The organism is Pseudomonadota bacterium (assembly GCA_026388255.1).
In the GTDB taxonomy this organism is placed as follows: Bacteria; Desulfobacterota; Syntrophorhabdia; order Syntrophorhabdales; family Syntrophorhabdaceae; genus JAPLKB01.
Genome location: JAPLKC010000089.1, coordinates 132411 through 153375 on the forward strand (window position 1 = coordinate 132411; position 20965 = coordinate 153375).

General features: G+C 39.7%; 17 protein-coding genes. 3 read left to right on the forward strand and 14 right to left on the reverse strand.

What is annotated here, in order from left to right:
• Positions 1–69 precede the first annotated feature (69 nt).
• Positions 70–552, reverse strand: coding sequence for a YfcE family phosphodiesterase (locus NT178_13015; protein MCX5813443.1), 483 nt, complete (start codon positions 550–552; stop codon positions 70–72).
• A 203-nt stretch (positions 553–755) separates the two neighbouring features.
• On the opposite strand from NT178_13015, the gene NT178_13020 reads away from it, so the two are divergent.
• Positions 756–1133: a hypothetical protein gene (locus NT178_13020; GenBank protein ID MCX5813444.1), complete on the forward strand. Its 378-nt coding sequence runs from the start codon at positions 756–758 to the stop codon at positions 1131–1133.
• 36 nt (positions 1134–1169) lie between these two features.
• Here NT178_13020 and rsmG read toward each other — a convergent pair whose 3' ends face one another.
• Positions 1170–1850, reverse strand: a complete 681-nt coding sequence (gene rsmG, locus NT178_13025) for a 16S rRNA (guanine(527)-N(7))-methyltransferase RsmG (GenBank protein ID MCX5813445.1) — start codon at positions 1848–1850, stop codon at positions 1170–1172.
• Between the two features lie 28 nt (positions 1851–1878).
• On the opposite strand from rsmG, the gene bamD reads away from it, so the two are divergent.
• Positions 1879–3129, forward strand: coding sequence for an outer membrane protein assembly factor BamD (gene bamD / locus NT178_13030; protein MCX5813446.1), 1251 nt, complete (start codon positions 1879–1881; stop codon positions 3127–3129).
• Between the two features lie 77 nt (positions 3130–3206).
• Here bamD and NT178_13035 read toward each other — a convergent pair whose 3' ends face one another.
• The 3 genes from NT178_13035 to NT178_13045 all read right to left on the reverse strand — a co-directional run bounded on the left by NT178_13035 (position 3207) and on the right by NT178_13045 (position 6254).
• Entirely contained in the window at positions 3207–3626 is a 420-nt protein-coding gene (locus NT178_13035) for a PaaI family thioesterase (GenBank protein MCX5813447.1), read from the reverse strand.
• A gap of 3 nt (positions 3627–3629) precedes the next feature.
• A complete protein-coding gene (gene trxA, locus NT178_13040; GenBank protein ID MCX5813448.1) occupies positions 3630–3956 on the reverse strand; it encodes a thioredoxin in 327 nt (108 codons plus the stop codon).
• Between the two features lie 111 nt (positions 3957–4067).
• A complete protein-coding gene (locus tag NT178_13045) occupies positions 4068–6254 on the reverse strand; it encodes a heavy metal translocating P-type ATPase (protein MCX5813449.1) in 2187 nt (728 codons plus the stop codon).
• A 188-nt stretch (positions 6255–6442) separates the two neighbouring features.
• Between NT178_13045 and NT178_13050 the strand changes: the two genes are divergently transcribed.
• Positions 6443–7045: a lytic transglycosylase domain-containing protein gene (locus tag NT178_13050; GenBank protein MCX5813450.1), complete on the forward strand. Its 603-nt coding sequence runs from the start codon at positions 6443–6445 to the stop codon at positions 7043–7045.
• A 20-nt stretch (positions 7046–7065) separates the two neighbouring features.
• Here NT178_13050 and NT178_13055 read toward each other — a convergent pair whose 3' ends face one another.
• The 9 genes from NT178_13055 to NT178_13095 form a co-directional block, all read right to left on the reverse strand.
• Positions 7066–7806, reverse strand: coding sequence for a flagellar motor protein MotB (locus tag NT178_13055; GenBank protein ID MCX5813451.1), 741 nt, complete (start codon positions 7804–7806; stop codon positions 7066–7068).
• The gene (locus NT178_13060) at positions 7803–8570 is read right to left on the reverse strand and encodes a flagellar motor protein (GenBank protein ID MCX5813452.1); all 768 of its coding nucleotides are present in this window, start codon (positions 8568–8570) and stop codon (positions 7803–7805) included. Before NT178_13060 ends, NT178_13055 begins: the two co-directional genes overlap by 4 nt.
• A gap of 6 nt (positions 8571–8576) precedes the next feature.
• The gene (locus tag NT178_13065; protein MCX5813453.1) at positions 8577–9155 is read right to left on the reverse strand and encodes a PilZ domain-containing protein; all 579 of its coding nucleotides are present in this window, start codon (positions 9153–9155) and stop codon (positions 8577–8579) included.
• A complete protein-coding gene (locus NT178_13070) occupies positions 9142–10623 on the reverse strand; it encodes a response regulator (GenBank protein ID MCX5813454.1) in 1482 nt (493 codons plus the stop codon). Before NT178_13070 ends, NT178_13065 begins: the two co-directional genes overlap by 14 nt.
• 29 nt (positions 10624–10652) lie before the next feature.
• Entirely contained in the window at positions 10653–11222 is a 570-nt protein-coding gene (locus NT178_13075) for a response regulator (GenBank protein MCX5813455.1), read from the reverse strand.
• A complete protein-coding gene (locus NT178_13080) occupies positions 11215–11421 on the reverse strand; it encodes a hypothetical protein (protein ID MCX5813456.1) in 207 nt (68 codons plus the stop codon). The genes NT178_13075 and NT178_13080 overlap by 8 nt, the downstream gene beginning before the upstream one ends.
• A 50-nt stretch (positions 11422–11471) precedes the next feature.
• Entirely contained in the window at positions 11472–11789 is a 318-nt protein-coding gene (locus NT178_13085) for a hypothetical protein (protein MCX5813457.1), read from the reverse strand.
• Between the two features lie 202 nt (positions 11790–11991).
• Positions 11992–18672, reverse strand: a complete 6681-nt coding sequence (locus NT178_13090; GenBank protein MCX5813458.1) for a glycosyltransferase — start codon at positions 18670–18672, stop codon at positions 11992–11994.
• 115 nt (positions 18673–18787) lie between these two features.
• On the reverse strand, positions 18788–20965 hold the full coding sequence (locus NT178_13095) for a haloacid dehalogenase (protein ID MCX5813459.1): 2178 nt from the start codon (positions 20963–20965) through the stop codon (positions 18788–18790).

Genomic DNA, 20965 nt, shown 5'->3' on the forward strand with positions numbered 1-20965 from the left:
ATATATTATTCGCATAAAGTTATTATTTCTTTAACACACTAATCTTTTTAATCCCAAGTATCATAAATATCATCTAACTTCAAGAAGTCTGAACATTATTTCATTATTACTAATTTCCATAATACCCACTGTGCCAGGAGGATTTACAGGTTTTCTAAAAGAACCGGGGTTAAACATAACTATATTGCCCTTTTTTGCATGAAGCGGCATATGGGAATGGCCGAAAATGATGGCGTCAACCTCGTGAAATTCATTGGAAACAAGCGTTTCTACAAAATACGGCGGGCCCTTGCCATGCATAATCCCTATTTTCTTACCATTGATTTCTTCTATCCTTTTATACGGAAGTATGGCTTGCAATTCACGGCAATCCATATTCCCCCTGACAGCCTTCAGATCCCAATTACAGAGGTATTCATAAACCCCTATCCCTATCATGTCGCCTGCATGAATTATTATGTCTATATCTGAAAATATTGTTTTTATTGCCGATTTAAAGCTGTCCGTGGCTGTATCAAGGTGCGTATCAGAAAGAATCCCTATCTTTGTCATGCCTTATATACTCTATATAAAACAATCTTTCATGTCAATGGGCTATCATTATAAAACCTCATGAACTAATATGCAGAACTCCGGCCAACGTCCATAAATCAACAACAATACAAAGTATGCACATTATATAAACACCAGAATTCTATACTATTGACAAAATGCTTAGGAACAGGCAGTGTAATAAGCATATCAAGGAGATTCGCATGGAAGGAAGGGAAGATGCTGCCTGTAAAGACAATTATTCAATTAAACCGCTGGAGCTTACAGAGATTAAAGCGGCCGGCGGCATCGAGATCACAGGAAATATATTCCTTCTGTCCCCTCAAGGATGCTGTGCGCAAACCGTACTGCCATTCTGGGCAAGAGTAATAGGTACTGTAAAAAACCAAGCTCAGCAAGAAATTATGATAAATATTACTGTAACGCTGTTCAACAATGAAAACGAAACGCTTGAAAAACACTCGGATATAATTATAGTTGACGCCGGACAAAAGGCTGAGTTTGATGTAAAGCTTCCGGTATATAATAAACATATGCAAAAATACTCCATAGAAGTTGAAGAAATAGACGAATTTATTTAGTTCATACAGTGAGCGAGAAGGGATGGTTTCGGCAACTTATGCTGCTGGAGGAGGCGACCGGGTACCTGTCCACGGGTGTCCCGATAATTGTTTTCTATAAACGAAAAGCCGGTATTCCCTGTTACTTACTGGAAGGACATAAGGCATTACATAGTCCAATTCAAATCCCTGATATATTATCTGGTCTTCGCCCTTACCCTTTAGGACAAAAGCACAACCTCCAGTCCGAATATGCCTTCCCCCTTTTTCTAATATCGCTTCTATACTCCCGAATCCTTTTACAATAAGCGCATCTGCCTCTATAGGATCCAGTGTTTCTATCCTGCCGTGTAATGCTACAAAATTTTTCAGGTGCATGGTTCTTTTTATATGTCTTTGGAATTGAATCTTTTTCAGACTTTTATCCACTGAAATGATTTTAAAATTTTCATTCAATATCGCAATAGGAATTGCAAGAATCCCGCTGCCGGAACCTAAATCCAGAACGGATTTCTTTTCATGCATATATCCATATAGAAAAAATGCATCATATAATAGCTCGCTAACAATACGATTTAATTCCTTCAGGCCGGTAAGGTTCATATGCTTATTCCATTTCTTAAGTTCAAGTGCATAAAAGCATAGGTCGTTTACTATCTTTTCATTGTACGGAATATGAAAAAAATTTAGCCCTTTCTGTATTATTTTGTCTAATTCCATCATACTTAAGGATAGCATAAAAAAATTTCTTCTGTTATAATTAAGCATGCATAAATTGATAATCCTCTTGATAGCATGTCTTTTAATGTTTTCATGCGCTTCTAAAACACCTAAAAAATCTGAAAACCCTGGTGATATTTACGTAGAGGGCGTCAATTATTTGAAAATGAAAAAATATGATAAAGCTATAGAAGATTTCTCTTACATAAGGGAAAACTTTCCCTTTGACCCAATTTCTTTCATAGCATCGGTTAAGCTTGGCGATGTATACTTCGCAAAAAAAGAGTACTTTCTCGCATCAGGCGTATATGAAGATTTCTTTAGTACCCACCCTGAAGATGAAAATATCCCTTACGTGCTTACAAGGCTTTGCGAGTGTTATGAAAAGCTGTCCCTTTCTTTTGACAGGGACCAGGCATATACCTTAAAGGCAATTGAAAAGTATATTTATTTAAAAAACCGTTTTTCTGCAAGCAGCTATGCAAAAGATATTGATTTAAAATTAAAGGTATTAAGCCAGAAGCTTGCCGACCGTGAGTTATATATCGGCGAGTTCTATTACAGAACAGACCAGTATAATGCATCCATATTGAGACTTGAATATTTCCTGAAAAAATTTTCTTACGCTAAAGGCGTAGATAAGGCACTATTTTATTTGAGCATGGCATATAGAGCAATTGGAAATTTCCAAAAAAGCGATTTTTACTCGGATATCCTTAAAAAAGAATACCCGAAAAGTTTATTCGCAAAAACAACTATAAGAGAAAGAAGAAGTCTTCAATTAGCAAAAACCGACAAAACATTGTTGTCTCTTGAAGGAAAAAATAAAAAGGAAATTGAATTAGGACCTCAACCAATAAAGACAAAAACAGAGGAACAAGAAAGCAAGCTCGCCTTTTTTGATGAAACTAAGCCGATCGATATAGTTTCCGACACCATGGAAGGTTTTGACAAAGAAAAATATGTAATTTTCAAAGGAAGTGTTGTTGCAAAACAGGAAGATCTATTTATTTTTTCCGATATTATTGAAGCACATATGAATGAAGCTACAAATGAAATAGAAAAGGCATATGCAAAAGGAAATGTTAAGATTGTTAAGAAAGAACGTACCGCGACATGCAATGAAGCAGAATTTAACAATACAAAAGCTGAAATCATATTAAAGGGCAACGTAATTGTATATTCCGGTTTGGATAAACTGACAGGTGAAGTTGTCACCTATTACGTTGATGATGACCGGGTAGTCGTCCAGGGTGAAAAAGAAAAGAAAGCGCGTATCACCGTAACACCGAAATAGCTAAATTTGTCAGGTGCGGTTCCGGAAGGGGCATGAGTCTGTGCTCTTAGTTCTCTCAAGCAGGGTAAAGCCTGTGTCTACTTCAAAAAAGGGATTTCCTGATCCTTCACGTACACCAGTGCTTGGCATACAGCAATCAGGCTGTCACTATCCCTTACAACAATATTGTACGAAGCCGTCCTCCTTGTTCTGTTTATCTCCTTGGATTCAGCCGTCAAAACAGCATTTTTCTTCGGCGCCTTCATATATGTAACATTCATATTCAGGGCAACAGCAATATTCTCATGACTGTTCGACGATATTTCAAATGCTTCGTCTATCAACGAAAACAGTGCTCCGCCATGCGCATTTCCATAAATATTATCCATCTTTTCTGTATACATCATCTCGCACAGGGCATAACCCTCTTCCACATCCTTCAACTTTATATCAAACAATTTAGCAAGAGGTTCTTCTCTGACTTTTTTAAAATACACCTCTTTCTTTTTACTATCCATAGATCAACCTAAAACTTTTTTAATCAGGTTATCAACATTCCCCTTTGGTTGGGCGCCGATAATTCTGTCAACAATTTCGCCCTTGTTGAAAAGGATAAGTGTAGGTATCCCTCTGATCCCATATTTTGCCGGAGTAGCAGGATTTTCATCGACATTCATCTTAAAAACCTTTATCTTTCCCTCATATTCTCCTGCAATTGTATCCAGTATCGGCCCCATGGTCTGGCATGGTCCGCACCATGTTGCCCAGAAATCAACAAGAACCGGCAGGGTAGATTCAAGAACCACACCTGTAAACTCACTATCACTTACTGGCTTTGCATTACTCATAATTACCTCCTCTTTGACTTTTAGCTATCAGCGGTCAGTCCAAACATAGGCTGGAACAGGTTGTTGCCAACAATAAACAATTATATTTAATAATCCTTTTGTCCGTCTTTGTCAATCTTTGAACATTTTTAATCTTAATGAATTGCTAACAACAGATACAGAACTTATCATCATTGCAATTGCTCCATACATAGGTTCGAAGCGTATCCCGAAAAAAGGATAGAGTGCGCCGAAAGCTATAGGGATTCCGAGGATATTGTATATAAAAGCCCAGAACAGGTTTTCTTTAATGACCCAGAGGGTTTTCTTTGAAAGCTTAATAAGGCTCACAAGTTTCGAAAGCTGCCCCTTCATCAAAACAACGCCGGCAGACTCTATAGCTATATCGGTCCCTTTCCCCATTGCTACACCGACATCCGCTGTAGCTAAAGAAGGGGCATCGTTTATACCGTCACCGACCATAACGGTTATACCCTTTTTCTTATACTCTTCTACTATATTTGCCTTTTTATCCGGCAATACCCTGTAGAAATATTTCTCAATGCCGACTTTTTCGCTTATTGTTCTTGCCCCTTCCATGCTATCGCCCGTTATCATAATTGACTCTATACCGGCCTTCTTTAACTCATTGATAACTGCCCAAGATTCATCTCTTACTTTATCGCTGAATGCAATAATACCCATAAGGTTATCGTCATTCCAGATCAGAACAGGCGATGTCCCTTCTTTCTCTTTTTCATGGTATAGCACCTTTGCAGCGTCATAAAGCATATTGCCTGCTTCTTCATAAAGGGCGACATTACCGATAAAATAGTTTTTGCCGTTTATCTCCCCTGTGACTCCTTTGCCAGGTACAGCTTGAAAATTCTCAACTTTTTCTACATCAATATTTGATTCTTCAGCCTTTTTCCTCAACGCTTCAGAAAAAGGGTGTTCGGACTGTTTCTCAAGATTGTAGGCAACACTGAGTATTTGCGCTTCAGAAAAATCGTTGACCGGTAATACCTCGGAAAGTACGATAACACCTTGTGTCAATGTCCCTGTCTTATCAAAAAGTACATATTTAGCTTTGCTGGTAAGCTCCAGGGCCTCAGCACTTTTAATCAGGATACCTTTCTTTGCGCCTACGCCCGATGAAACCATAATCGCTGTCGGCGTTGCAAGACCAAGGGCACATGGACATGCAATAATCAGAACACTCACAAAGGATAAAAGGGCGTTTGTCAACTTAGGCTCAGGCCCGAAGATATACCACACAAAAAGTGCCCCTATACTGATAAGTATCACAATAGGGACAAATATGCCTGCCACCTTATCTGCAAGCCTCTGGACAGGGGCTTTTGTGAACTGGGCCTCTTCTACAAGACGGATAACCTTTGATAAAACCGTATCTTTCCCTATTCTTACTACTTTTACGATTATTGAGCCCTTACCGTTTATCGTTCCCCCAATCACCTCATCGCCCATGTCTTTGTGGACAGGTATGCTCTCGCCGGTAATCATGGATTCATCAATATATGTATTACCTTCCGCAACCTCTCCATCTACTGGTACCTTTTCGCCGGGCCTTACCATTACCAGATCACCAACTTCAATGGTGTCAGTAGGCACCCTTGTTTCCTTGCCGTCTTTTATCAAAGCACATTCTTTTGGCGACAGTTCGTAAAGCATCTTTATGGCAGTATAAGTCTTTGTTTTTGCTTTAGATTCAAGAAATCTTCCAAATAATATCAATGTAATAATAGTTGCGCTGGAATCAAAGTAAGTGTCTGGTTTCATACCGGCGGATATAATAATATGCGGAAAAAATGTAACAAAAGTGCTGTAAAAAAAGGCAGCAGATGTCCCAACCGATATGAGGGTATTCATATCGGCAGCAAAATGCCTGAGATTAAGAACGGCAGGTATATGAAACCTCATGCCGAAATAGAACTGGACAGGCAATGTCAGCAGGAGAAGGATAAAATTGCTATAGGGAAGGACCATCCACATGGAAAAGACCATAACCACAACGCTGAAACATGCAGATAAAATAAAATCTCTCTTTAGCTCTGACTCTTCCTTCTGCGCCCTTACTGTCACATCACTCTCTATATCTACATCATATCCGATATCACGGATAAGGGAAATAATATCCCTGAGTTCGATATCGTTTTTTGGCATTATCACTGCTTTCTTCAGTGGGAAGTTAACGCGGGCTTCTTTAATATTGTCAAGCTTGTTTAATTCTCTTTCTATGCGGGCAGCGCATGCCGCGCAGTTCATACCGGTAATCGGAAGCTCAACTTTTTCTGCCATGCAACCTCCTCTTGCAAAATTAATATATGGAATATAAAGCACAAAACATAAAATAACAATACCACAACAAACATGGTACCGGCTTTGCAGATGGAGGAAGCAACATTAACACCTGATAATAGCATCAGTTCACAAACTGCAAATAGAGGTTGACAATGGACATTGAACTATAATACCATGTAAATCTTATGGAAAATCATAAACGATTCACAGTTATCCTGATATCCATTTTTATAATAACATCAATAATTTACACTAATTTTTTTGTTACAAAAGCTTTTTGCAACAGTGATTACAAAAAAGAAATAATTATTAATGAAATTGTACAGTTTCTAAAAGATAAAAAAGTAAAATTGAGTGATAGCAAGTTGGAAAGTATGGCAACCACTGTATATGAAGAATCAAGATTATACGATCTGGATTACCGGCTTGTGCTCGCATTAATAAAAGTGGAGAGCAACTTCAGGCATAATGTGACATCCCGTGACGGGTCATGGGGATTGATGCAGATAAAGCCATCTCTCGCAAAATTTATTTCGAAGAGTACCGGTTTAGAATTTAAAAGCAAGAAGGATTTGCACGAGCCCGACAATAATATAAAACTTGGCACATATCATATTTCAAAACTTATGGAGGACTTCGAAAACATCCATGCCGTGCTTTATGCATATAACGTAGGTCACAAAAAGGCGCGTGTTAGAATTAATAAAGAAAGTAAACCGAATACTCCGTTCACCAGACGTGTATTAAAAGAATATCAGAAAAACACTGCTGTACTTCCGGAACCGTAATCGAAAGAATAACAACATATTTACTGAGATAATAATTTATTCTCTGGCTGTTCTGCTTGACTTTTAGCTACAATGATTTCTATCCTTCTGTTTAAAGCCCGGTTCATCGTACTATCATTGTTCACTACCGGTCTGTATTCGGCATAACCAGTTGCAGAGATCCTCTGGGGGGAAACACCACCTCTTTCGATGAGATGCCTTACTACCTCCGTAGCCCTTCTAACAGAAAGTTCCCAGTTGGATTTAAACTCATTGGTGTTAATAGGAACATTATCTGTATGTCCTTCTATCCTTATATGGTTATTTATCTGTTTTATAACAGGAATAATCTTGTCAAGCATCCTCTTTGCGCTGTCCTTTAGTTCAGCTTTACCTTCGTCAAAGAAGGCCTTATCCATTATTCTTATAACAATACCTCTTTCATCAGAAAAAACAGAAAAATTATCCTTCAAGCCATTTGCCTGTGCCATTGTTTTAATCTCTTGCTCGATCTGTTTTTTTATCTCATTACTTGATACACTTTTGGCGGACATCAAGTCCAAAGGAGCAGTGCCGGAAACACTTCCTTTCTGTACAATCCCTGCGCCGCCTGTAAAAATTGTTTTAAGATGCGCCGAAACCTCCTGGTATTTCTGTCCATCCTGCTTTGAAAAAGTGTACATCATAATAAAAAAAGCAAGCAGAAGGGTTATAAGATCTGCATAGGTAAGAAGCCACCTCTCGGCGTTTTCGTGACCATCATCGTGTTTCTTCTTCCTCACAGGTCATCTCCGTTACGATTATTCGGCAGCAGGAAAGACAAAAGCTTCATCCTGATAACCCGTGGATTATCTCCCATGGCTAATGAAATGACGCCCTCACTTATTATTTCAAGATATAGGGCTTCATCCTGATGCTTTACCTTCAGCTTATCGGATATAGGCAGATAAATAAGGTTTGCCAATGCAACCCCCCAGAGCGTAGCTATAAACGCGCTTGCTATGGATGCAGCCATATTCGAACTGTTTTCCATGTTACCGAGCGCATGAATTAATCCAAGAACCGTCCCTATAATGCCGAGGGTTGGTGAAAAACCGCCCAGTTTCTGAAAGAACGTTGCGCCCACCTTATGCCTTTCTTCTATATATGACATTTCTATCTCAAGGATTTCCCGAATTTTATTGGTCTCGAAACCATCAATGGCAAGTTGGATCGCCTTTTTCAAAAATGAATCTCCAACATTCGACAAATCTTTTTCAAGGCTCAATAGACCATTTTTCCTCGATTTCTGTGCAAGGTCATAGATAAGGTCAATCAACTGCTGCGGATTCAGCTTTTTCTCAAACAGTATAACCTTGAATAGTTTGGGTAAACTCATTAACTGGACAGAAGTTGTTGTTATGATTGCAGCACCGAAGGTACCGCAAATGACCAGAAGCATTGCCGGCCCCTGCAATAAAGATGAGATATGTCCACCTTCCATTATAAATGAGACAAGCACTGCGCCGATACCAAGAACAAGTCCAAAAATTGTTGTAATATCCATACGCCATTAACCCGCTTGCTCTTTTCTGTAACGCAATAATTCTCTCTCTTTCGCAAATATGAAATTTATTAAGAGGTCCCTGTCGTCTTCGTTTATAGTTGCAAAAGTTAAGGCAATCTCCCAATTGGCAATCCCGTTTACCTTGACAGCCATACTTCTTACAACCTCACACAATGATGTAATTTTCGGGTAAGGAGGAAACGGTAATATTACCCTTAATTCTACACGTTCTCCCTCATTAAGGTTAACATCTGTTGTGAATCTGACTCCCGCGCCGCTTATATTCACATTAATATATCTGCTGATATATAAACCGTCATCCCTTGATCTGTTCAAAAGATCAATGATTATATCCAATTTTTTGTCTATCATCTTTATATATGAATATATCTGCCCCTTTTCTTTCTTATCTGTAGATACAATTTCCTTTAGAAAATGCATTTCATTTATTTTATCTACAATCTGGGCAGAACCGTGCTTGACTGCATTCTCAAGATTTAAACACTCGTCATGATTTATTATTCTGAACTCTATGGGAAGCCTGACCTCAACTCTGAAATACCCCCTGTTCTCATTCTTTTCCATGCATATCATCTCTTGCCATTTCAATAAAGCAGGCGGCTATATCAGGATCAAACTGGCTGCCCTTGCATCGCTCGATTTCATTTAATGTATATTCCTTTTCAAGGGCTTTACGGTAAGGTCTGTTTGTGACCATGGCATCATAAGTATCACATACGGCAATTACACGTGAACAGATCGGTATTCCGTCATTGACCAATGTGTCAGGATAACCTCTTCCGTCATACCTTTCATGATGACTTCTTATTATTTTTGCTTCTTTAGAAAGAATATCAAACCTGCTCAGGATCTCTTCGCCAAAAGCTGAATGAGATTTCATAATATTATATTCTTCGTCTGAAAGTGCGCCGGGTTTAAGCAGTATGGAATCAGGTACACCAATCTTGCCAAGATCATGGACAGGGCCTACAAATCTTAGCACATCCTTCTCGTAATCAGGCAGGTCCATTTTATCTGCTAAAAGCATAGTCATATCGGTAACTCTATGGCAGTGACTTTCAGTATACGAATCTCTTTTGTTAATAGCAGCAATAAGTGACGTAAGGGTCTGGAAGACATTTTCGAAAAGGCTTTCATATAACATTCTGTTTTCAATTTGCGTAGAGGCTTTTTCCGCAATAAGCTTCAGAAAGAATATATCGCTGTCCAGCAGATGATCATCTTTTCTCAAGCCGTTTCTTTTGCTGTCCACCATAATGAATCCTATGCACTCCCCTTTTATGTTAATCGGTAGATACAACTCATTGTTTTTCGATAAATATTTCTTTTGAGAGCGAAGGTGTTCAAGAAAATCCCCTGATGCTGGAATTCTGCTTTCCAGCATGCTGCCATTATTGTTTGTTTTTTCCTTATAGAGAATCAATTCTTTATTCTTGCCATCAAAAATATAGTACCCACAAGATTTTACCTCCAAAGCATCGTAAACAATGTTAAGCATTTTTTCATATACATCGTTAAAGATAGTCAGTGAGTTAAATTGATTCGAAATCTGGTACATGGTTGTCAATTCTTTAATCTTCTTTTGTAATTCTCTGTTCAATAACTCTATTTTCTTTTTATCTTCCAGGGTTTGATAAATATTTTCCTTTTCAATCAGCAGCGACCTTTCCCTTAACGCTCTTATGAGAACAAGCACCAGTTTATCAAATTCAAAGGGCTTTATAAGAAAATCGGAGGCGCCTTTTTTCATTGCTTCTACAACATAATTAGGGTTGTAGTAGCCTGTCACCATTACCACAGCAACAGTTGGATTGTTTATCTTTATTGTATCTAAAAGGGCAACACCGTTTGTGTCAGGCAGCCTTACATCGAGAATGACAACTTCAATATCATTTTTATTAAGAAGCTCCATGGCTTCTTTGCCTGTAGAAGCAGCAAGAACACTGCAACCGTTTAATGTTAAAAAATCAGAAATGGCATCTACGATGTCAACATTATCATCAACCAGTAATATTTTAGAACCTTCGATCATGAAGAATCCTCTTTTTGCTTTTTCATCATTTACTCGATCATTAAACGCCCTTTTACAAGTTTCTCCAAATTTTTTATCTCAGTGACAATCCTTTCGGTGTCATTTCCGGATTCAGATATTTCAACGTTTGAATCTGGTTTATTATGCTGTTTGTATCTTTCAATTTCATCGTAAAATTTCTTTAATTTTTTAAATAATTCCATATTTGTTTTTACAAGAAATATTTTATCTTTCGCATTTTTAACAATAACCTTTAGCTCTTCCATTCTAAAAGGCTTTAAAATATAATCAAAAGCGCCTATCTTAATCGCCTCCACTGCGGTATCCAGAGAAGCATATCCTGTAATAATAATAAATTCTGTTATATCATTGTTTTTTCTTATTTTTTTCATCAGATCAATGCCTGTCATCTCAGGCATATTCAAGTCCGTAATAATGAGATCATAGCGATTTTCTATATGACTCTTCAGGGCATCTTTGCCGTCACAGGCTACCTCAACAAAATCGCCGTTGTCACTGAGATACTCTTTTATGATTGATCTTAGGTCATTGTTGTCATCAACAATAAGTATTCTAAATATATCATCTTTTTTACTCATATCTTTTCAGTCTTTCGGTCATTTGCTCACCTATCCTGTCATACAGCATCTTTTTCATACCCTCTTCAGATATCATGACATTATCTTCGTGTATCGGGCTACCGTTTGTGGGTTCTTCTTCGACGCATTTTGCCTTAACCTTCATATTCCTCATATAAGTCTTTATTACGCTGCTTATCTGGTAGTTTGATATTGTCATAATATTCTCTATTAAGCTTATCGGGTAGGGGATTTAAAACTTAAGGGAAATTAACCTTTTTTTTCAAAAAAAACAGGTAATGGAGGGAAGGGAAATTTTGGTGAGTATTTTTTTGTTGCTGCTTTATTTTTTGAAAGTTTATCCATCTCAATTAACAGCTTTTTACGCTCATTTTCCAATATTTTTAGAATTTTAGTCTCTTTTGAGAGATATTCCTCGGCTACTTCTGAAATATTTACATCGTCCTTCATCAAGTATTCGACTGAGCTATTTCTTTCCAGAAGATCTTCAATTAATTTATCTATGTTGTCTTCAAGTAATGCCTTCTCCGTCAATTCAACAAAAGCTTTTCTCTTATCATTATCCATCGGCTTCATCTTGATCCTTTTATCGCACTTTTTAGTGTTTTATTAAGGCAAATATCCGGGGTAATATAAATGCAATCCCTATTTTATTACCCTGCAAATCATGGCACTTATTTCTTTCCTCTTATCTATGAAAAATTCATCAAAATAAAAAATATTCTGAATAGTAATATTCATATAATATGACATTTCTTACAAAAACATACTAAAGTATGTTTTGTTTAGCATATTCATTGTCAGGTTCTATTTCCAGCACTTTGTTCAAATATAAATGTGCATCCTTTTCAAGTCCGGCTTGCGAACACAACCGGGCCATAACAAGCAATACCTCGACATCATCAGGGTATCTTTCAAGTATATTCCGATAGTATTCTACAGCTTCTTCTATTTTTCCCATTTGCAAATAAACATCGGCAATATTCTTTTTATAGTCAATATTCTCAGGGTCAAGCTTGACAGCCTGCTGCAAATGATAAATTGCCTTTTCGATATTCTCCTGCTGGAAATATAGGACGCCGATATCGTTATGGACTTCTGGATTGTCTTTGTCTATCTCAAGGATTATTTCAAATTGTCTGATTGCCAAATCAGTTTTTCCCTTCTCTTGTAGTAAAACAGCTTGTTTATAAAGGTTTTCTATTATTTCTTTCTCATTGCATGTAGCTTCACTTACATCATTCTTCTCATTTATTTTTCTCTCAAATATATCTTCTGATGAATCTTCTGATTTATCTTTTCTTTCTTGAAGATTATCTAACATATTTAAAATTTTATGGTTTTTTGGTTGTTCGGGACGGGTTGACAAAACACAATTTCTCGCCTCTTCCAGAGCACCCATTGATATACAGATTTTCGTCAATAGTGCATAAGTAGGAGCAAAATCTTTATCTATTTCAAAAATACGTTTTAAATATGCTATTGCCTGAGTTATTTGGGACTCTTTAACAGCAATAATCGCTAATTTATAGAGTGGCTGGACTGAAGAAGGGTTAACCTCAAGATCATGCAAGCATATTTTTTTCGCATCCTGGAAATTGCCTCGCTCAATTAATTCATCCATCGGCAAACATGCTTTTTGTGTGTTAACAGAAGATTCTCTTTCAAACTTTTCTAGAATTTCGAGCAGATCTGGCTCTTTCCTCAATGGAAGCATTGCAGAAATGAGGTCATGGTCTAATCCAAAGATCTTCATTACTGTTTTAATCTCTTCTAACGATTCTTTATGCTTGGACTGTTGCATTAAAACATCTATGAGAAATAAAGCTATTTTTTTATTATGTGGGAAAAGTTGTCTTGCATTGCGCAAAGCATATTCAGCCCTTTCAAATGCCTTGAGACTGCTTGCAACCGAATGAAAAGCAATCAGAATCTCGTTGACCGCTGGCGAAAGGATAAAGCTTCTTTCCAAAAGCTGAAGAGCTTCCTCGGAACGTCCTTCTTTCCATTTTATTAGCCCAAGGTTTTTATATGGTTCGCCATATCCCGGGTCAAGTCTGATCGCCTCTTTAAAAAGCTGTTCAGCCACATTAACGTCACCGCTTTTGTAAACCAGTAAGCCATTCAGGTTTATTGCAGAGACATAGTCAGGCGCTATCGAAAGAAGCCGGTTTACATATATATCAGCCTCGCTATCCAAACCAAGACCTTCTTTGATATACCCGGTATATTCAATGCTCTTCAGCTCATTCTTCATCGGCTCGGGCATAGACTCAATTACCCGAAAGGCGTCAGAGAATCTTTTTGACTCGATGAACATCCGGGCAAGCTCATAATAAAGTTCTTTCTCATCCGGCACAATCTTGATGTACTCAATGAGTGCTTCCGCGGCCTTATCTATTAGACCATCATGGTAAAATTGAACCGCGGCCTCGGTCGCCTTAAAGGCTGACAATTTCTTCCAAAGGACGCTTTGAGCATCAAGGTGCCACTTATTTTCTATTTTCGTCATATTTTCAGCCCAGGTTGTGTTGCAACCCGGCTCGCTGCCTGCAAGGCTACCCTTTCCGGTATGGTAAACAAACACATCGCCTACGATATAGTTTTTGTGTCCCTCCAGTGCCGCCCTCAGACAAAAATCGTCACATTCAAGACCGGCGGCGCCGAAGCTTTCATCGAACAGCCCTATCCTCTCTATTAATGCACCCTTAAATAACATGCACATCCCCGGAATTTGTCGTATCGGAATCCGTTGATTGCGGTAGCCCTCGCGGAGCTTTTTTGCATATTCATTAATATGGTCCACAGAAAGGGAATAACTTGAAATAACCTCCTGGAGACCGCCGATGCGGTTTGTCATGGGCCCAACAATACCTGCATCCGGAGCACTTTTTAAGCAGTCGAGTAGCCCGGCGAGCCAGTCAGCGGTCACTACCACATTGTCGCTCAAAAGGAGGATATATTCTCCCTTAGCCGCCTTTATGCCCTGATTGTTTTCCTTCGCAAAACCGAGATCCGTGGGGTTCTCGACATATTTTGCGATCTTTCCTTCATGCACAAGCTTTTTTGCCCATTTCAGAACCTTAGGCGATGAACCATGAGTTATGAGTATAATCTCGTGGGGCTCAGGAGTATACTCTTTGATGTTTTGAAGACACTTTTTGGCTGGCTCAAGGTCCGTGGATGTACAAAGAATGATGGAAACCAAGCCTGCTATTGGCTGTTTCAACCCATTCCCGGTAGTTTGTTCGGACTGTATCATTTTTTCAATTATTCCAACAGAGGCCAGCGGAATATAATATTGCGACAAATCGCTTGTGCTTATATTGACGTTATAGGTAGCGCCATAGGGTAAGCTTTGCGGCAGCTTCCACTTTCTCTTAAATATCACCCAATTACGCTCCAGGCTTTGCCGATAATCAATCCCTGCGCCCTTGAAGGTTTGGCTGCCTGTATGGTGGACAAAGGCATCCAGTGCAATTCGGGCTTTGTAGCCGGTTGCTGCCGCTCGAAAACAAAAATCGTCATCTTCAAAATTGCCGCTGCCGAATTGTTCGTCCAATCCGCCGATCCGGTCGATCACTTCTCGTTTGGCCAATAAACAAAACCCAACGACCCTGTAAAACTCCATGGTTTGCCCCTTATGTGCAGCCGACCACTTTTTGGCAAAGTGATGCATTTTTTCAAGACTGCGGTAAGAAGCCTCCTTGACTTGCTGTGGTCCTGAAACATAGTTAGAAACCGGACCGACGATACCCACTTTCGGATACCGTTCAAACACCGATAACATACGAGCCAGCCAGCCCCTGGTCACAACGGTGTCATTGTTAAGAAGCAGCAGATAACCTCCCTTGGCCACGGCAAGACCCTGGTTATTACCAGCCGCAAAACCAAGGTTCTCTTTGTTGGCAATCACTCGAACGTTATTGTGATCATATGCATATTTTCTTAAATAGTCCGGTGTACCGTCTGTAGAACCATTGTCTACAAGAATCAGTTCGTGGGTTTCCGGTGTGTACTGTTCGATACTATGCAAGCAGTGCTTGGTATGCTCGAGCTGATTCAAGGTAAGGATGATGATGGAAACAAGGTGTGGTTGGATGTAGGGTGTTGTTGGCATTAGCAGATTTTCTCGTAATAATGGGGCGCTGTAGGGTCGTATTTTCCCAGATTCGGTCATTACCATAGACCCATTTTCATTTAAAACAATATCGGGCTTGATCTTACCGAGCCATTTTTTGTGTAATCTTGCAATATTATCTCGGGCTTTGATAAATCGTTCTGGTCCGCTTTGAGATTCATAATGGATAACAACACTTGCTGGCTGATAAACAAGTTTTTTTCCTTGTTCTCCGAGCTTAAAACACAGGTCGATATCCTCATAGCCGTTCCAGTATTTTTCATCAAACCCGCCTATCTTTTTAAAATCAGCTTTGTTGATTAAGACACAAGCGGCAGTCAGCGCCTGATATTGTGTGGTCTTATTCGCCTCCGGTGCCTCTGCCGGTTTGTTAACATGATTATTTCTTGCTTGCAGCGGATCTTTATTTTTTCGGTCATCAACAATTATAACACCACCGTGTTGAATGGTTCCGCGGGAATAGAGGAGCTTGCTTCCTACGGCAGCAACAGAGGCGTCCTTTTCGGCGACATGCAGAAGTGGTTCCAGCCATCCTTTTCTAACTTCAGTGTCATTGTTGAGGAATAGGAGATAAGTGCCTTGAGCGGCATCGGCACCCTGGTTACAAGCTTTAGCAAAACCAAAATTCTGCTTGTTTTCGAGCAACTTGTAGTTTTTGTTCTCCTCAACAAGTCCTTTCAGCCACGGAACTGTGTTGTCTGTTGACCCATTATCCACAAAGATGATTTCATGAGGTTCCGGAGTGTGCATTTGCAGGCTCTTCACGCATTTCTTTGTGAATTCAAGCTTATTAAAAGTCAGGATAATTATTGAAGTCATTCCGCCAATTGCTTCTTGTTGGCAATGAAGCATCGGCTGCAAAGGATTATCTGGATCCGTATTATGCCCCAGAAGCATCGTTTTTTCTCCGATAAAGTTGTTATCTGTTTGGGAACGAAAACTGGCGTGGGTTGGACTGAACCATGTGATGCCCCACAGTTCTTCAGGGGGAGGCACATTGCCTGGCCCATAGTGTGCTACTAACTTGGCGTAGAGGCGATCAGTGCTTTCTTGAACCAGATCGTTTGTTTTGGCAAATTCTTCAGTTTTGAAACTAACCTGGCCCTCGTGGTAGATAAAAGTATCGGTGGCAACCAGTAACCTGTAGCCAAACCGGCGCAGCCGCCAGGAAATATCCAGATTGTCGTTACCCGGTAAGAGGTCTTCGTCCAGTAACCCCACTTCGTTGAGCGCCTGGCGCGATAGCACCATGCAAAAACCCATGAGGAGTCTGGTCTCTACGCTTTGACCCCGGTTACAATCAAGCAGGGTTAACAAGGTAGCGAGGTCAAATTCTTTTGGGCTGTCCTTAGGCAGATAAGGTTGGAATTTTTGTAAACCGTCTACGTAGTCGAAGGTGGGGCCAACCGCGCCAATGGCGGGGGTAAAGTGAGGCAACAATTTATTCAACCAATCAGGGGTAACAAAGGAATCGGGATTGAGCAAAACCACATAATCCGATTGGGTAGCGCGGACACCCTGATTACAGGCGGCAGAGTAACCCAGGTTGTTGTTATTAAGAATGGTTGTGATACGATTTCCATATCCGGCCAGAATGGCTCGTGTATTATCAATGGATGCATTATCAACAACGATCACCTCAAATGGCTGCCGCGTACAAGCAAAGATGCTGTTTAAGTAAGCCTTCAGGGTTTTCGCCGAATTACAAGTGACCGTAATGATACTAACCGAGGGTAGCTCATTACGGGGTAATTCCTTTCTGGCCTCCTCCATACGTTGACAAAATTCGTCCGCATCCAACTCTTGACTTCTGATCAGATGGTTTCGTGCCGTGAGGAGGACAACCGCCCAGTTAGTCCAACGGCTCACTGCTTCCATGTATTCTGTTCGGTTGGTTAAGAATAAACCATTGTCATAGGAATCTTTGGTGATATGCCACCATTGGGTCGTTCCATCGATTTGCGTTTGAATTCGTTGCTGCTCCTGTCCCTGATGTAATCGAAAAAAACTGAGGGTTTCAGAGATGTAGACGCATCGTCTGTTTGCGATTATCCTCAACCAGCTTGCAACATCGGCAATATGCGTATAAACTCTACCTAAGTAATAACCAAGGCCAGGAGACATATCCTCTACCTTAAAAAGGACAGTTGTTGGTTCCCCGATGAAGTTGAGTTGATTTTTCAAAACAAAATTCCCCAGGTCATTCCCGTTCAGGATGGTATCTTGCTCGAAGAGTTTCTGGGTGGCGGCAATAGGAGCGAGATAGGCACCTGTTTCATTAATTAATTGTCGGCAAGAGGTAACCAGGCCTATGTTCTCATACTCAAGAAAGTAATGCATCATTTTCACGGTTTTATCAGGATGGAAAAGATCGTCATCCAATAAATAACTGCGGTATTCACCGGTTTCCAGTTCTAGGCATTTTTCCCAGTTTTCGCCTACTGACATACCTTTTTTTCTGTAGTATTTAATCTTAGAGTGTTTTTCCAAATATGGCTCAATCATTTGTCTGCTGGCTTCGTCGTCTCCGTTGTCACTGACGATGATCTCAGTATTCCTATAGGTCTGCTTGAGCGCAGTATTGAGCGCAAGCTCAAGATAGTGGGGGCGATTGTGGGTTGGAATAAGGATACTGACGAGAGGAAAAAGGTCTTTTGAATATTCATCAAGAAATTGGTTTCGACCTGCCTCATCTTCGCTTTTTAAGACAAAGAGCTTTTCATTATAACAACACCAAGGTTCTGCTAGTTGCGGCACAGCAACCGTATATCCGGCCCGCTCCATTTCCAGGACTTGAGCAAGCTCGGCATAAAGTTGTGAGTCAAACAAATCTTCCCGCCAGGGAACATCACGCTGAGTTGCCAGAAGCATTCCGTCAAGGGCACGTACTTTCTCGTATTCGCCCGTAATCTTCGCAAAGATCTTTAACTCATGCGGATCTTTCTGATTTTCGTAAACTTTCCCGCATTTATAGTTCGAATCCCACCAAACTCCATTTGTTGGAATTGTTTTTGAACCGAGCACCCCAATCATACCAAGACAGGGTTGATCTTTAAACAATTTGATTAGGTCAAGCAAAAAGTTCTTATGAATGATCATCGTTTCCTGATGAAGATAGACTTTATATTTCGCTTCTGTTGTTTTTACCGCCAGATTGTAAGAAGCTGCAAGGTTGCTGACATTTTGGAGTACAATTCTCTCAATTTCAAGTCCCTCCGGTACGCGAAGTTCATCAAGATGCTTAAGGCACGCTTGATACACCTGTTCATCCTTGACCCAGGTTATGAAAGCGATTTTGTTATCATTCACTTAAATCCTCCTATGCGCATCTGGTGGGAAAAATGTGTTTTTTCCCATATACCTCTATCCGCATTCTTCCTTGAGTTATTCACTGAAATCCTAATATTATTCTACTTGCGGACAATTATGATATATCCAGTCTTAAATTTGCAACATTTGGGTTATAGTAGTCATCAAAATAAAACATCTCCCTTACCTCTTCCGAGCATATGCAGCTTTTGCTCGTAAAAAGGCCATATAACATATCAACAATTTCATTATTGAAAACCCGGCGCAAAAGCCGGTCATCAAAAACCATCATGTCATTAATAAATTGTTCTATCCCGGAGTGGCATTCGTCAATTTTTCTGAAATCTCTCTTTAATTCTCTTTTTTCAAAAACAGGCAGGCCATTCTTTTCGAATTTAACCAATTGCTCATCAGGAGAAGAAAACACGATCTCACCAAACAAGAATTTCATGGCCAAATTGGTTCTGCTTGTATGAGGTGACACATATTCATCATAAAGCGAGTAGCATTTATCAAGGGGACTGCAAACATCAAGCATATCAAGTTCTTTTGCAAAATAGAAACCGGTCAGCTCCTTCTCCATGATATTTGCTATGAAGCTTTGCGTAATTCCCCGTCCGACAAAGTTGACACATCCTATCATATCACCATGCATCAATCCCAAGGAATGTATATATTCAATGTAACTCTGACATTCCGCCTCTGAGTTTTTCAATATCTTTTCTTTATAGAGACTTATCGTATGGGCAATAAGGTCTTCGTTATTAATTTCATAACATTGTTTTTCCGCAAGGGGATCCCCTGAATCAGGGAAGACGCATAGCGCTGTTGATAACAGTTGCTGATATCTGATTTTTTTTGTTTTGCAGAGGTTGTTGATAATGAACTCAATATCACCCTCGTTTTTGATTGCCGCTACGCTTGCAGCCCTTCTTGACGTTAAGAAATAAACAGCTTCTGCTGATTCAATGCTAAAATAGTCAACCATTTTTTTGTATAATTTATTCAGTATGTATCCGTCTCTTGCAAAAAAAAGCAACTTGTCAATTTTGCATTGCCTGGACTTATTAATTAACCACAACAAATAACTCAGAACCAGCGGTCCGAACGACAGATACCCCAGACTGAACGGATTATCGATAGGCAGACAACCTCTGTTCTTGTTGAGTATAAAAGGATCGTTAAGAAATTTCGCTGCCAGTTGCCCCAGCAACACACTGTCGTCAATAGTCCTTGCAGATTTGCATAAACAACTAAGGGCTGGGTTTGAAACCAAACCATAAGCGCTTTCAATCTTAAAAGTGTTAACATGGCACCTTTGCGCCATTTCGATATCGGTCAATTGATTGTCTCCGATGTGCAAAATCCGGCGGCCTTTATACGATTGACTTACCTGCTGCCACATGTCACCAAGGTATTTCAGCTTCCTCTCCTCGCAGGATATCAGGAGTTGGTCAAAATCTTTTATCCCGCACTTTTCCAGCAGCAGGACAACATGTTTTCTCGTTAGAAAAGAATCTGTCGTGATCAGGACAATCTTATGTTGTATCTTTGCATACTCATAACACTGAACCATTGCTGCTCGTAGCGTGCAGTATTTTAATTCCGTTTCAATTTCAATCTGTTTTATTTTCTGTATGAGTTTGTTGTCGCAGTGCAGCAACTCCCGTAGTGTGTTATAAATATCATGAATCGTACAATATTTGTCGTTATGTCTATAGCAATGATGTTCCGCCTCGATCCGCTTGCCTTTAAAATCAATACAAAGATGATGCTTTTCCCTCAATTCCCTTTCTACTAGATCAAATATATCCGTGGGTAGTAGGACTTTCCTCATGATTAATGTGTCAAAAAGATCGAAAGAAATAATCTCGTTTTCATCAATTTCTTTTTTCAGGTCTTCAATGGTGGTTCCACAAGGTTGCGTATTTTTGACGGATTCGTTAATCTCCGAAGGTATGGTACCATTGATATAAGAGATATCAATGCCATGCTCTGTTTTTAAGAATTTGACCCTCCGATAGATGAGCGGTGCAACGGACATGTTGGCTACAATGATAATGCATTTTGCCTTTTCAATTACTTCCTCATAAGACAACATCGGTTGATCATAAACGTTTTCCTTCGCGGAATCTTTATCCATCAGGCCAACAACTTTAAATCCTTTGATATTTTCGAGCAGAAGTTTGGTTTTTTCGCCGATGCCATACAAGGCTATCGGCGTTTCTCCGTCCTGGAATATTTTGAAATTTATATTGAAGGCGTCTAAAAAAAACCTGTCGCTACTGTTCAT

Bases quoted from the DNA above. Each gene is read 5' to 3' on its own strand.
- NT178_13015 (MCX5813443.1), bottom strand. From the start codon at position 552: ATGACAAAGATAGGGATTCTTTCTGATACGCACCTTGATACAGCCACG.
- NT178_13020 (MCX5813444.1), top strand. From the start codon at position 756: ATGGAAGGAAGGGAAGATGCTGCCTGTAAAGACAATTATTCAATTAAA.
- rsmG (MCX5813445.1), bottom strand. From the start codon at position 1,850: ATGCTATCCTTAAGTATGATGGAATTAGACAAAATAATACAGAAAGGG.
- bamD (MCX5813446.1), top strand. From the start codon at position 1,879: ATGCATAAATTGATAATCCTCTTGATAGCATGTCTTTTAATGTTTTCA.
- NT178_13035 (MCX5813447.1), bottom strand. From the start codon at position 3,626: ATGGATAGTAAAAAGAAAGAGGTGTATTTTAAAAAAGTCAGAGAAGAA.
- trxA (MCX5813448.1), bottom strand. From the start codon at position 3,956: ATGAGTAATGCAAAGCCAGTAAGTGATAGTGAGTTTACAGGTGTGGTT.
- NT178_13045 (MCX5813449.1), bottom strand. From the start codon at position 6,254: ATGGCAGAAAAAGTTGAGCTTCCGATTACCGGTATGAACTGCGCGGCA.
- NT178_13050 (MCX5813450.1), top strand. From the start codon at position 6,443: ATGGAAAATCATAAACGATTCACAGTTATCCTGATATCCATTTTTATA.
- NT178_13060 (MCX5813452.1), bottom strand. From the start codon at position 8,570: ATGGATATTACAACAATTTTTGGACTTGTTCTTGGTATCGGCGCAGTG.
- NT178_13065 (MCX5813453.1), bottom strand. From the start codon at position 9,155: ATGGAAAAGAATGAGAACAGGGGGTATTTCAGAGTTGAGGTCAGGCTT.
- NT178_13070 (MCX5813454.1), bottom strand. From the start codon at position 10,623: ATGATCGAAGGTTCTAAAATATTACTGGTTGATGATAATGTTGACATC.
- NT178_13075 (MCX5813455.1), bottom strand. From the start codon at position 11,222: ATGAGTAAAAAAGATGATATATTTAGAATACTTATTGTTGATGACAAC.
- NT178_13080 (MCX5813456.1), bottom strand. From the start codon at position 11,421: ATGACAATATCAAACTACCAGATAAGCAGCGTAATAAAGACTTATATG.
- NT178_13085 (MCX5813457.1), bottom strand. From the start codon at position 11,789: ATGGATAATGATAAGAGAAAAGCTTTTGTTGAATTGACGGAGAAGGCA.
- NT178_13095 (MCX5813459.1), bottom strand. From the start codon at position 20,965: ATGAACAGTAGCGACAGGTTTTTTTTAGACGCCTTCAATATAAATTTC.